Here is a 12650-nt window from a genome sequence, read left to right as displayed (position 1 = left end):
ATCACGGATATCGCGGAGAGGACATCCGATGTCGCTGGTGGGTCACTTCGGGCCCGATCCGGTGCGCTGCGAGGAGTACGGCTACGGGCTGGGCGGTCTCGACGGGATCTTGGTGCTGAAGTACGCCTCGGCCTCTCACCTGGACTTCGGTGAGAGCCGGCAGGATCTTCTGCACCAGCTCTACTGGTCTCCGGACGGCGCCCTCGCGGCGTGGCATCGCGGCGACGCGTCCTTCGTCGGGTCGCACGAGGCGTACTGGGTGCATCGGGCGGTCAGGCACGAGGTGCGCGCGGGCGACCGGCAGACGGTCTACCGGGTCTGCCTGCGCGAGGTGCCGCCGGCGCTGGCCGGGCTGCGGGCCGGGGCGGTGCCGATCGACGCCGCGGCGGGCGAGCTGATCCGCGAGATCGCCGCCCCCGGCGTCGAGGTGGCGCGGGCCGTGGCCGCCCGCGCCCGGATCATGACCGGCCTCGGTCCCCTGGCCGATCCAGGCCACGGGGCCCCGGCCGATCCAGGCCACGGGCCCGAAAAGAAGAGCACCGGCTATGCCGTGACCGTCGCGCGCACTCTCAGCCGCGACCCCGCCGACCCCCGCACGCTGGCCGACTGGGCCGGCCGCCTGCACGTCAGCGCCAAGACCCTGCAACGCGACTTCGTCCGCGAGTTCGGCATGCCGTACTCCCGCTGGCGCGCCCGGCTACGACTGCGTGCCTCACGGGTGCTGCTGGCGAACCACCAGGTCGCCGAGGTCGCCCGCCGGGTCGGCTACGCCACCCCTTCGGCCTTCATCACCGCGTTCAGCAGGGAGTACGGCTGCACGCCCGGCCGCTACGCCGTCCCCGCCCCAGATCAGCCCGCCAGGTGGCAGGACACCTGATGGCCAGGGGCGACCTCGATCTGAGGGGGCGGCACGGTCGCGCAGGTGTCCCGCGCGAGCGGGCAGCGCGGGTGGAAGGAGCAGCCGCCCGGCGGGTCGAGCGGGCTCGGCGGCTCGCCCTCCAGCGGCGCCTCCCGGTCGCCGCGCAGCGCGGGGTCGGGCAGCGGGGCCGCCGCGTGCAGCGCCTGCGTGTAGGGGTGGGCGGCGTGGCCGTACACCCGCTCCTGCGGGCCGGTCTCGACCACCCGGCCGAGGTACATGACCGCGACCCGGTCGGCCAGGTGGCTCACCACGCCGAGGTCGTGCGCGATGAACACGTACGCCAGCCCCAGTTCGGCGCGCAGCCGTTCCAGCAGGTTGACGATCTGCGCCTGTACCGAGACGTCCAGCGCCGACACCGGCTCGTCGCACACCAGCACCTCCGGCCGCAGCGCCAGCGCCCGCGCGATGCCGACCCGCTGGCGCTGCCCGCCGGAGAGCTGGTGCGGATAGCGCCCGGCGTGGCCGGGGCCGAGGCCGACCAGTTCCAGCAGTTCGCGCACCCGCCGGTCGCGCTCGCCGCGCGGCGCGAGGTCGGGATTGACGTCGAACGGCTCGCGCACGCTCGCCGCGACGGTCATCCGCGGGTTCAGCGAGCCTGAAGGGTCCTGGAAGATGAGCTGGACCCGCCGCCTGGCCTGGCGCAGCTCCGCGCCGCGCAGCTTGTGCAGCGGCCGGCCGAGCAGGTCCACCTCGCCGGAGGTGGGGCGTTCGTGCGCGGTGAGCATCCGGGCCAGCGTGGACTTGCCGCACCCGGACTCGCCCACCACGCCCAGCGTCTCCCCGGCGCGTAGTTCCAGGCTGACGCCGTCCACGGCCTTGAGCACCCCCACCGTACGGCGCAGCGGCCCCTTCCGCACCGGGAAGTGCTTGACCAGGTCGGTCACCCGAAGGACGGTACGGCTCACGCGCTGCCCACCTTCTCCCACTCGTGGCAGGCGGTGCTCCGGCCGCCGCCGAGGTCGTGTTCCGGCGGATTGCGTTCGCAGTCCTCGATCCGGTAGCGGCACCGCGTCCGGAAGCGGCACCCCTCGTCGGGGACCGACAGGTCGGGCGGCGCGCCCGAGATGACGGCCAGTTCCCGGCCGCGCAGGTGCGGGCGGGGGATCGCGCCGAGCAGGGCCTCGCTGTAGGGGTGGCGCGGCCGGGCGAACACCTCGGCGGCCGTGGCCTGCTCGACGACCCGCCCGGCGTACATGACGGCGACGCGGTCGGCCATGTCGGCCACCACGCCCATGTCGTGCGTGATGAGCAGCAGCGCGGTGCCGTGCTCGCGCTGGATGTCGCCGAGCAGGCGCAGGATCTGGGCCTGCACGGTGACGTCGAGCGCGGTGGTCGGCTCGTCGGCGATGATCACGTCCGGGCGCAGCGCGATGGCCAGCGCGATGCCGACCCGCTGGCGCATCCCGCCGGAGAACTGGTGCGGGTAGTCGCCCGCGCGGCGGGCCGCCGCCGGGATGCGGACCTGCCCGAGCACGTCCACCGCGGCGCGGCGGGCCTCGGTACGGGACATGCCGCGGTGCGCGCGGAACAGTTCGGCGATCTGGTAGCCGACGCTGAGCACCGGGTTGAGCGCGGACAGCGCGTCCTGGAAGATCATGGAGATGGTCGTGGAGCGCAGCGCGCGCCGCCGTTCCTCGGGCATGGCCAGCAGGTCCTGCCCGTGCAGCAGGACCGTTCCCGCGGTGACCCGGCCGTGCGGCGGCCGGATCAGGCCCATGATCGTGCGGGCGGTGACGCTCTTGCCGCTGCCCGACTCGCCGAGCAGCGCGAGCGTCTGCCCGGCGGCGAGCGAGAAGCCGGCTCCGTTGACCACGTGCGTGCTCCCGAGACGCACGTGCAGGTCGGAGACGGTAAGTACGGGGGACTCTGGCACAGGTGCTCCTAGCGCGTCCGGGGGTCGAAGGCGTCCCGCAGCGCGTCGCCCAGCAGGACGAAGCCGAGCACCGTGACGCTCAGGAACAGCGACGGGAAGATCAGCAGGTGCGGCGCGGTGGTGAAGTACTGCTGGGCGGTGTTGAGCTGCACGCCCCAGGAGATCGCCGGGGTGCGCAGCCCGACGCCGAGGAAGGTCAGCGCCGACTCCGAGGAGATCACCAGGCCGATGTTCAGCCCGGTGAGCACCGCGACCGGGCCGAAGGAGTTCGGCAGTACGTGCCGCAGCAGCACCCGCCCGGTCCGTGCGCCGACGCCGCGGGCCGCGGCGACGTACTCGCTGCCCGCCACGGCCAGTACCGAGCCGCGCATCACCCTGGCCAGCGGCGGCCAGCCGAACAGCACGAGCACGGCCGCCACGGTGACCTCGTTGCGGACGCTGAGCGTCTGGAGGATCACGATCATGCCGACCAGCGCGGGGAAGCCGAAGAACACGTCCATGACCCGCCCGATCACCGCGTCGGCCCAGCCCCGGTAGTAGCCGGCCAGGCTGCCCAGCACGACGGCGATGACCAGCATCCCGGCGGTGGCCAGCACGGCGACCACGACCGACGAACGCGTGCCGTACACCACGGTGCTGTAGAGGTCACAGCCCTGGATGTCGAAGCCGAACGGATGTCCGGCGGTGGGCGGCTGCGCGCTGCGGACCAGGTCGCAGGCGCGGGGGTCGCCCGCCCCGAACCAGCCCGCGAACGCCTGCGGGACGGCCGCCATCGCGCTCATCAGCGCGGCCACGAAGGCGGCGATCAGGAAACCGGGCCTGCGGCGCAACCGGGACCACGCCCCACCCCCGGGAAGGGGGGTGGGCGGGATCTCAGCCGAGGCGGATACGAGGGTCGAGGACGCCATAGAGCAGATCCACCAGGAGGTTGACCGACAGGAACACGAGAACGAGCATCGTCCCGATGCCGACGACCACCGGGCCGTCGTGCTGCGGGATCGCGGTGTAGATCTGGTAGCCCAGTCCGGGCAGGTTGAAGATGCCCTCCACCAGCACGGTCCCGCCGAGCAGGTAGCCGAGGCTGACGCCGAGCAGCGAGACCACCGGGATCAGCGAGTTGCGCACCACGTGCCGGAACAGCACCGCCGTGCCGGTGAGCCCCTTGGCCACGGCGGTCTCGACGTGGTCGGCGGCCAGGCCGTCCAGCACGCTGGTGCGGGTCAGCCGGGCCACCTGCGGCAGCCCGGACAGGGCCAGGACCAGCCCCGGCAGGATGTACGCCAGCGGCCAGCCCGCCTCGATCCCGGAGACCGGCAGCCAGCCGAGCTGCACGCCGAAGACGATCTGGGTCACGTAGGCGACCACGAAGAACGGCACGCCCAGCGCGAGCGTGGTGCCGAACAGCACGGCGGCGTCGGCCGCGCCCCGCCGTACCGCGGCGACCACGCCCAGCGCCACCCCGGCGACCGCCATCATGATCCACGCGGTGCCGCCGAGCTGCGCGGTGACCGGCCAGCTCGCCGCGATGATCTCGGTCACCGGCCGGCCGGTGAAGCTCGTCCCGAGGTCGCCGCCGAGCAGTCCGCGCAGGTAGAGCCCGTACTGTACGACCAGCGGCTGGTCGAGGTGGAACCGCTCGCGCAGCGCCTGGGCCACCGAGGGGGAGATCACCTGGTTGGGCCCGGCGAGGGCCTGGATGGGGTCGCCGGGCAGGGCGTACACCGCGAGGTAGATCACGAACGTGGTGCCGAGCAGGACGGGGATCGCCATGAGCACCCTGCGCAGGACGTACGGTCCCACGTCAGAGCACCTTGACCGCCGCCAGCCGGACTCCACCAAGGAACTCCGGTCTCACCCCGCTGACCCGCTCCGAGTGTGCGAGCGCGCCGGTCGGCTGGAACAGCGGCGTCAGCGGCAGGTCCGCGAGCGCCTGGCCGGTGGCCTCGCGGGTGCGGGCCAAGACCTCCTCTTCGGGGGCCTTGGCCGCCTTGCCGAGCAGGGCGGCGAAGTCCTTGCTGTCGTAGCCGGTGACGTTGGCCGCGGAGGTCTTGGTGAAGAGCTGGTCGGCCAGCGCGTACAGGTGCGGGTAGAGCGCGCCCATGTAGAGCAGCACCGGGCCGTCGATCTTCCTGGCCTTGAGGTTGGGGTAGAGCTGGTCCACGGGCTGGGTCTGGATGCTGATGCCCTGGACGCCGAGGTTGGTGCGCAACTGGTTGCCCACCGCCTCCAGGAGTACGTTGTTCAGCCCGTCCTGGAAGGTCCACAGCTTCAGCGGGCCGGACCAGCCGCCCGCCTCGGCCAGCAGCGCGCGGGCCTTGGCCGGGTCGTAGGAGCAGGCCGCGCAGTCGGGCTCGCCGCCGCCCGGCACGGCGACCCCCGCCAGGCCCTTGGCCGGGGAGCCGAAGCCGCGCAGCAGGGTCTTGACGATGGTCTCGCGGTCGATGGCGTGCGAGAACGCCTGCCGTACGCGCACGTCGGAAAAGCGCTTGTCCCACGTCGGGAACCCGAGGTAGAGCAGCGCCGGGAAGGGCACCTCCACCAGCCGGCCCTTGAACTGCGTGGCCGCGGTGGGCAGGTTGTTGCCGGTGATGAGCGTGACGTCGATCGCGCCCGCGGAAAGGTCGCGGTAGGCGGCTCCCTCGTCCTGGTAGGACTTCAGCTCGATCCGCTCGGCCTGCCCCTTCTCCTCCGGGTAGTTCTCATAGCGCTTGAGGGTGAGCTTGGTCGCGCCGGTGACCATCCCCGGGCCGTCCACCTGGTAGGGCCCGTTGCCGATCGGCCTGCGGTCGAAGGCGCCGGCGTCGGTGAGGGCCGCCTTGGGCACCGGCGCGAACGCCGACTGGGCCAGCATGTACGGCAGCAGCGCCAGCGGCCTGGTCAGCGTGACCCGCAGGGTCTTCGCGTCCACCACCTCGACGCCGGACAGCGTCTTGCCGGTGGGCTTCCCCTTGGCCGGGTTCAGCTCCTCGTATCCCTTGAACGGGGCGAACATGAAGTTGTTGGTGTAGGCGTTGGGGCCGTAGGCGGTCGCGTTCCAGGAGTCGGCGAAGGACTGCGCGGTCACCGGCTCGCCGTTGTGGAAGGTCCAGCCGGGCCGGATGCCGATCGTCCAGGTGATGTTGTCGGTGGTGTCGATGGCGGCGGCCACGGCGTTCACCGCCTCCCCACTGACCGGGTCGACCCTGGTCAGCGGGGTGAACAGGGCCGTGTCCACGTTGCTGCCGATGGCCTTGCCGGGCAGCAGGTGGGACAGGAAGTACGTGGTCACCCCCACCGAGTAGGACGAGATTCCGCGAGCTGCGCCCCCGCCCTGCGCGGGCGAGCAGGCCGTGAGGGTGAGCGTGACTGCGGTCAGTGCTCCAGCCCATCCGCGGCGTGTTCGAGGTGTCATATGTGACCTCCTGGAGGCGCTGTGGGGAGGGCACGAGAGTCCCACAGCGCAACTAGACGTGACATTGTCGAGAAGATTCAACCCCGGCGGGTGCCTTTGTCACCCAGCACAGCGTCACCCGGCTCAGCCGACCGCCGCGGACCGGTGGGTCCACCGGCCGCCGAGCAGGGTGCCCACCACCTCGATGCCGCGCAGCGCGGCCGGGTCGAGCGCGGCGGGGTCGGCGGCGGTGAGCATCAGGTCGGCGGGGTCGCCCGGCCGTACTCCGGCGCGGCCCCTGCTGGCGGCGGGCAGCGCGGCGGTCAGCGGGATCGCCTGCTCGGGGTGCCAGGCGGCGCGCTCGTCGTCGGTCCTGGCCACCGCGGAGGCGATGCCGTCCCAGGGGTCCAGCGGCGCGACCGGGGCGTCGGAGCCGAGTTCCAGCCGGGCCCCGGCGGCCAGCAGGCCGGCGTAGGCGAACGCCCGTCCGGTACGGCCGTGCCAGTGGACGTCGGCGATGTCCCGGTCGTCGGGGGCGTGCGCCGGTTGCACCCCGGCGACCAGGCCCGGCTTGGCGAACCTGGCGAAGTCCTCCTGGCGCAGCAACTGGGCGTGCTCGATCCGGCCGGGGCAGCCGACGCTCTCGAAGGCGTCCAGCGCGATGCCCGCCGCCAGGTCGCCGATCGCGTGGACGGCGGGGTGCAGGCCGTGCGCGGCGGCCCTGGCCATGGTCGCGCGCAGCTCTTCCGGGCCGGTCTCCAGCAGGCCGTGGGAGTCGGTGCCGGGGTAGGGGGTCTCGCAGTAGGCGGTCCGGGTGTTCAGCGAGCCGTCCACGAAGATCTTCAGCGGGCCGACCTCCAGCAGGCCATCGGCGCCGGGCACCAGGTCGCCGGTGCGCAGCCCCGCGCCGATCGCCTGCTCCAGCCGGGCCTTGGGGATCGTGCAGGTCACGCGTGCGTCGAGCCGGTGCAGGCGGGCCCGCCTGGTCCAGTCGGTGACGTTGTCGGCCAGCTCGAAGTCCTGGAACCCGACCACGCCCCTGGCCGCGGCGGCGGTGGCCGCCTCGGTGACCCAGCGGTCCAGCACGTCCTCCGGCGGCGGGGGGAGTTCGGCCACCGCCGTGTAGCACTCGTGCTCGCGCAGCACCCCGGTCGGGTGGTCGCCCCGGCCGATCAGGGCGAGCGCGGCCGGGCTGAGCCAGGCGGTGTGCAGGTCCTTGCTGATCATCACGATCGGCCTGCCGGGCGCGGCGGCCTCCAGCATCGCCTTGCCGGGCCGGTCCGGCCACAGGCCGTCGCGGAAGCCGTACCCGACGCCGACGACGCCGTGGCCCGGACCGGCCGCCATCAGTTCCACGGCCTCACGGGCGGAACGCGCGCCGGTGAGGTCCACCCGCCTGCGGGCCTGCGCCCACTGGACGGCGTGTACGTGCGCGTCCCACAGTCCCGGCAGTAACGTGGCGCCCTGGACGTCCACCGACTCGTCGGCGGGCGGCGGCTCGGCGCTCACCGCGGTGACCACGCCATCGGCGATCAGTACATGGCGGATGGGCCCGCGCAGGCCGATCCGCGCGTTGCGCAGCAGAAGAGACATGGACATGACGCTAGGAGCGAGGCCGCCGCGCGCTCATCGTTGAAAGCGGACGTCCGCCGCCCTCTCGATTGTCCCCCGGCACAGCTCGGGCGCGCTAGAGCAGGCCGGCCACGCGCAGCAGCCGGAGCTGGAGCCAGGCCACCAGCCGGTCGGTGGGGTCGGCGAGGTCCAGGTCGAACAGCTCCTGCAACCGGCGCACCCGGTAGCGCAACGTGTTCTCGTGGACCGACAGCTCGGCGGCGGCCTTGGCGGCCTCGCCGAAGGCGTCCAGGTAGGCGAGCAGGCTGGCGGCGTGCGTGGTGGAGTGCAGCGCGTCGTGTTCCAGCATCCTGCGTACCGGTTCCAGCAGCCGGTCGTGCTCGGCCCCGCCGCGCTCCACCAGGTCCAGCAGCGCGATCCGGCTGCGCACCTGCTCGTCGGTGGCCACCGCCGGGTGCGGGCCGCCGGTCTCGGCGAGCACCTGGACCACGCGTTCGGCGAGCCTGGCCGACGCCCTGGCCCGGCCGAGGCCCGGTACGACCGGCCCGACACCGGCGTGCAGGCCGACCCTGGCCGACCGCCGCACGGTCGAGGTCACCTCGGCGACGGTCTTGGCGAGCTGCCCGCCGGTGGTGCCCGGGGCCACCGGGAGCAGGGCGTGGATGCGCCCGCCGCCCGCCGTACAGGCCGACTCGGGGTGCTGCGCCTCGCAGGCCAGGCTCACCAGCTCAAGGACGCTCTCCATCTGGGCTCCCGGCTCGGCGGCCGGGGCGACCGGCGCGAACACCACCACCGCGACCGGGGTGCCGGCCGGCAGGCCCAGCCGGGCGGCGGCGGCCGTCTCGGAGGCGTAGCCCTCCAGCAGCGCGCGCAGCGTCTCGGCGCGGTGCCAGCGGCGCGGGTCGGCGGGGGTGCGGGCGCGCAGCAGGTGCAGCGCGGCGATCGGGGTGGCGTCCTCCAGCAGGCGCATGGCGTCCGGGGCCACCCGGGGCACGCCGTCCAGCACCCAGATGAAGCCGAGCAGTTGCGCGCCCGCGCGCACGGCCGTGGCCAGCCGGGGCGTGTGGCCGGGGAACAGGCTGTCGAACCGGACCGGCCCGTCCGCGTTGAACACCCGGCCGTACTCGGTGCGGTTGGTCGGCCGGGTCGGCGTCCGGCGGCCCAGGATGCCCAGCTTGCGGATCTCGTCGATCTCCTGGCCGGGCAAGTTGGAGTAGCTGAGCACGTTGCCCTGCGGATCTTCGATGCAGGTGGCCCCGCCGATGGTCGCCGCGATCACGTTGGCCAGCGCGAACAGGTCGCCCATGCCGACCGAGGAGTACGTCGTGCCGGCCGCGCCCGGTCCGGAGATCGCGGCGGTCAGCAGCGCGTCGAGCTGCCGCCAGGGCAGCCGCTCGGGCGCGATCAGCAGCGCGATCTCCGCCTCCTTGGCGGCGGCGACCAGCGGGACGAGGTCGCCGCCGCGATCCTTCACCACCAGCGCGCCGTAGCCCTCCAGGGCGGCCTGCCGTACCAGGCCGGGCGTGGCCGAGCCGAGCGCCAGCAGCACCCGGCCGGAGCCGGGCTCGATGTGGTCGGCGGGATCGTGGACCACCGGCTCGCCTACCGTGACCGGCTCGCCCTCCGGCACGTACGCGGGCGACAGCACATGGCTTCCGAGCGTTTCGAGCACTTGGTCGAGCAGCGGTTGGTACGGTCTCGCCATAGAACCGTCTGCAACCATGCAGGTAAGGCTCTCACCGGGTTGACGGTTCCGACAAGCCTCCACCGCCCACGTTGGGACCTGCGACGATGCCGGGAGCGGCGGTCTGCGCGCACACTGGGGCGTGCTCGACGAACTCGACTCCGTCCCGTCCTTCGACCGATTCGCCACCGTGGACGAGGTCCACGGCAGGCTGGCCGCCCTCGCCGAGGCCCATCCGGACATCGCCACCCTGCGCAGAATCGGCACCTCCCGGCTCGGCGACCCGCTGATGTGCCTGACGGTCGGCGACGCCCCGCGACACGCGATCGTCGCGGCCGGCCCGCACCCCAACGAGCCGATCGGCGGCCTGACCGTCACCCACCTGGCCGCCCGGCTGTGCGCCGACGCCGGGCTGCGCCGCGCCACCGGCTACACCTGGCACCTGGTGGGCTGTCTGGACCCCGACGGCACCCGCCTGAACGAGGGCTGGTTCGCCGGGCCGTTCACCAGGTCCCACTACGCCGCGCACTTCTACCGGCCCGCGCCGGACGAGCAGGTCGAGTGGACCTTCCCGTTCGCCTACAAGCGCTGCTACTTCGACCGGGTGCTCCCCGAGACGCAGGCGCTGATGCGGCTGATCGACGACGTGCGGCCGGCGTTCTTCAGCACCCTGCACAACGGGGAGTCCGGCGGCGTCTTCTACTACCTGAACCGGCCGGTCCCGGCGCTGCACGCCGTCCTTGCCGACCTGCCCGGCCGGTACGGCGTGCCGCTGCACGCCGGGGAGCCCGAGCATCCCGCCGTCAGGTCCTTCGAGCAGGCCATCTACCAGGCCCCCACGATGGAGGACGCCTACGACTACATGGAGGCCAACGGCCAGGACCCGGTGCCGCACATCGGCGGGGCGGCCAGCGACTCCTACATCAAGAGGTACGGCGCGCTCGGGCTGACCGCCGAGATCCCGTACTGGACCGACCCGTCGGCGGGCGACACCTCCCCGGCCGGGCGTTCGTACCGGGAGCTGATCGGGGAGCACGCCGAGCGGGTCCGCGAGACCCACGACGTGCTTGAGGCGACACTTGCCGCCGTGGCGTCCGACCTGGTGACGCGCTCGCCGTTCCTGCGGGCCGGCCGGGCGTTCATCCCCATGCTGGCCGGGATGGCCGAGACGGACGCGCTGCGGGCCGGCGATCCGGCGAGCGACCGGCCCGCGACCGTGGCCGAGGAGTCCTCCTGCCGGGACGGGCTGTCCAGCGCGCGGCTGCGGTTCGGCGGCATCCTGCTCCGGGCGCTGGCCGGGGAGCTGGCGATCGGCAACGGCACCCCGGCCATCCGCGCCGCGCACGGGCGGCTGGCCGAACTGCACGCGCTGTGGTGCGCGGAGAGCGACCGCGTCCCGGCGCGGGTGATCCCGATCCACGACCTGGTGGCGATCCAGTACGGGGCCGTCCTGGCCGGGGCCGCGCACGCCTGACTCATGGACGCTGGTGGGCGCGGCGCATGGCCGTGGCCAGCACCGGGTCGGTGAGGCCGGCGATCACGCGTTCGGCGATCTCGGCGGGCTTGTCCTGGCTGAGCTTGGCCTTGCCGACCACCCGGTCCGGCACCAGCCGGAACCCGGTCACCGCGGGCAGCAGCCTGTGCGCGTACTCCTCGGCCGACGCCAGCCGGAAGGGCTCGGCCCGGTCGCGCTCGTAGTGGTCCACGCTGTCGGACAGCACCTGGTAGGTCTCGCGGGGGTCCAGGATCTCCGGCGTCCCGTACAGGTGGACGGTGACGTAGTTCCAGGTCGGCACGTACGGCGTGGCCTGGTACAGGGTCGGGGAGATGTACCCGTGCGGTCCCTGTACGACCACGGCGATCCGGCGCTCACCGAGTTCGTGCAGCTCGGCGTCGGTCCGGGCGAGATGGCCGACGATCTCCGGCCCCGCCGTCGCGGGGTCGGGGATCACCGGCGCGTGCGACACCACCGGCCCGCCGTCACTGACCAGCAGGGCCCACCCCTGATCGGCGATCAGCGCCCGGATCTCGGCGGGGTCGTCGAGGGCGAAGATCGGTACTTCCAGCATGGGAGACAGCAAACCGGTGCGGCCGGCGCGCTGTCAGCGTTGGGAAGGACAAGCGCGCGGGCCCTGCCTTGCGGTTTACGACGAATGGTGTCCTTGTTCAGCGGACGTGCTCGTTCAGCCAGGAGTTGATCATTCCGGCCACCCGGTGCGAGTTGCGGTCCATCATGATCATGTGTGAGTTGCCGCGGTGGCCGTGGTCGCGCAGGTCGATCCAGGTCGAGTGCCCGCCCGCCGCGCGCAGCGCGTCGTGGAACCGCCGGGTCGAGTCGTACAGGCCCTGCCAGGACGCGTCCGCGTCCAGGTGGTCGCCCCACACGATCAGGTGCGGGACGCGGCGCAGCCGGGAGAAGTCCACGGTGGCCGGGTCGGGCGCGCCGGAGGGCTCGATCGCGACGTGCGCGCGTACCCTGCCGGGCGCGGCGATCGTGGCCGCGAAGCCGAACGGCCCGCCCGCGCTGTGGGTGAGTACCGTGCTCGGCCCCACCCGCGCCACCAGCGCGTCGTACCCCGCCTGCGTGGCCCGGTCGTAGGTGCGGAAACGCGGGACCACCTGCTTGACGAACTCGTCGAACGCGGCGACGGGGAACAGCGTGTCGGGGTACGGCCGGCGGTTGCGCGGATCGGTGGCGTACGACCCGGCGGGCCCGATCCGGAACAACTCCCACAGTTCCTTCTTGGTGCGGAACAGCGGCTCGGCCTTGGAGACCTCCGGGTAACGCCCCCACGAGGCGCGCCCGGCCCCGAGCCCGTCGGTCAGGTAGACGTCGCGACCGGCCGAAAGGAACCGCTGCTGCCAGCCCTGCCGCCGGTCCGGCGTGGTCTCGAAGCAGGCGCCGGTCAGGCCGCCGCCGTGCCACATCAGCACCGGCAGCGGGCTGCGCGGCCGGGCGAGACGGACATAGTTGACGTAGATCTGGCCGCTCTGGAAGTCGCCGTTGGGATCGACGCGGAAGGGGGTCTGCCCTTCGGCCACGTAGGCGTCCCTGGCGGGCAGGCCGGACAGCGTGACCGCCTCGCCGCCGACGTGGAATCCGCCGACCTCGCGCACCCGGAACCCGCCGTCGTCGTCCGCCAGGGCCGTGCCCGGCGCGGAGACCGCGAGCGCGCCGGGGACCGCGCCGGCCAGCAGGCTGCGACGTTTCATAGACACCTTCCCAATCCGG

Annotated in this window: 11 protein-coding genes; 2 read left to right on the top strand and 9 right to left on the bottom strand. The window is 73.2% G+C overall.

Annotated elements, in window-relative coordinates; translation table 11 throughout:
• Nucleotides 1-28: 28 nt before the first annotated feature.
• Nucleotides 29-877 carry a helix-turn-helix transcriptional regulator gene (locus tag ACH34R_RS22480; protein ID WP_397563442.1) on the top strand — a complete coding sequence of 283 codons (849 nt, stop codon included), beginning with the start codon at nt 29-31 and terminating at the stop codon, nt 875-877.
• Here ACH34R_RS22480 and ACH34R_RS22475 read toward each other — a convergent pair.
• The 7 genes from ACH34R_RS22475 to ACH34R_RS22445 all read right to left on the bottom strand — a co-directional run bounded on the left by ACH34R_RS22475 (nt 850) and on the right by ACH34R_RS22445 (nt 9439).
• Nucleotides 850-1824 (bottom strand): ABC transporter ATP-binding protein, encoded by a 975-nt coding sequence (locus ACH34R_RS22475; RefSeq protein WP_397563441.1) that lies wholly within the window; start codon nt 1822-1824, stop codon nt 850-852. The two genes, ACH34R_RS22480 and ACH34R_RS22475, sit on opposite strands and share 28 nt — an antisense overlap.
• Nucleotides 1821-2792, bottom strand: coding sequence for an ABC transporter ATP-binding protein (locus ACH34R_RS22470; protein ID WP_397563440.1), 972 nt, complete (start codon nt 2790-2792; stop codon nt 1821-1823). Before ACH34R_RS22470 ends, ACH34R_RS22475 begins: the two co-directional genes overlap by 4 nt.
• An 8-nt stretch (nt 2793-2800) precedes the next feature.
• Nucleotides 2801-3700, bottom strand: a complete 900-nt coding sequence (locus ACH34R_RS22465; protein ID WP_397563439.1) for an ABC transporter permease — start codon at nt 3698-3700, stop codon at nt 2801-2803.
• A complete protein-coding gene (locus tag ACH34R_RS22460) occupies nt 3666-4592 on the bottom strand; it encodes an ABC transporter permease (RefSeq protein ID WP_397563438.1) in 927 nt (308 codons plus the stop codon). Before ACH34R_RS22460 ends, ACH34R_RS22465 begins: the two co-directional genes overlap by 35 nt.
• Before the next feature lies 1 nt (nt 4593).
• Nucleotides 4594-6183: an ABC transporter substrate-binding protein gene (locus ACH34R_RS22455; protein WP_397563437.1), complete on the bottom strand. Its 1590-nt coding sequence runs from the start codon at nt 6181-6183 to the stop codon at nt 4594-4596.
• A 123-nt stretch (nt 6184-6306) separates the two neighbouring features.
• The gene (locus ACH34R_RS22450) at nt 6307-7755 is read right to left on the bottom strand and encodes an amidohydrolase (protein ID WP_397563436.1); all 1449 of its coding nucleotides are present in this window, start codon (nt 7753-7755) and stop codon (nt 6307-6309) included.
• Nucleotides 7756-7849: 94 nt separating this feature from the next.
• Nucleotides 7850-9439, bottom strand: a complete 1590-nt coding sequence (locus ACH34R_RS22445; protein WP_397563435.1) for a PucR family transcriptional regulator — start codon at nt 9437-9439, stop codon at nt 7850-7852.
• Nucleotides 9440-9560: 121 nt separating this feature from the next.
• Between ACH34R_RS22445 and ACH34R_RS22440 the strand changes: the two genes are divergently transcribed.
• Complete coding sequence (locus ACH34R_RS22440) at nt 9561-10892, top strand: M14 family zinc carboxypeptidase (RefSeq protein WP_397563434.1); 1332 nt, start codon at nt 9561-9563, stop codon at nt 10890-10892.
• 1 nt (nt 10893) lies between these two features.
• Here ACH34R_RS22440 and ACH34R_RS22435 read toward each other — a convergent pair whose 3' ends face one another.
• Entirely contained in the window at nt 10894-11487 is a 594-nt protein-coding gene (locus ACH34R_RS22435) for an FMN-binding negative transcriptional regulator (RefSeq protein ID WP_397563433.1), read from the bottom strand.
• Between the two features lie 97 nt (nt 11488-11584).
• Nucleotides 11585-12631 (bottom strand): hypothetical protein, encoded by a 1047-nt coding sequence (locus tag ACH34R_RS22430; protein WP_397563432.1) that lies wholly within the window; start codon nt 12629-12631, stop codon nt 11585-11587.
• Nucleotides 12632-12650 lie beyond the last annotated feature (19 nt).

The sequence above is a fragment of the Spongiactinospora sp. 9N601 genome, assembly GCF_044326295.1.
GTDB lineage: Bacteria > Actinomycetota > Actinomycetes > Streptosporangiales > Streptosporangiaceae > Spongiactinospora > Spongiactinospora gelatinilytica.
The sequence above is the reverse complement of the archived record's forward strand: the minus strand, read 5'-3'. Positions and strand labels throughout refer to the sequence as shown.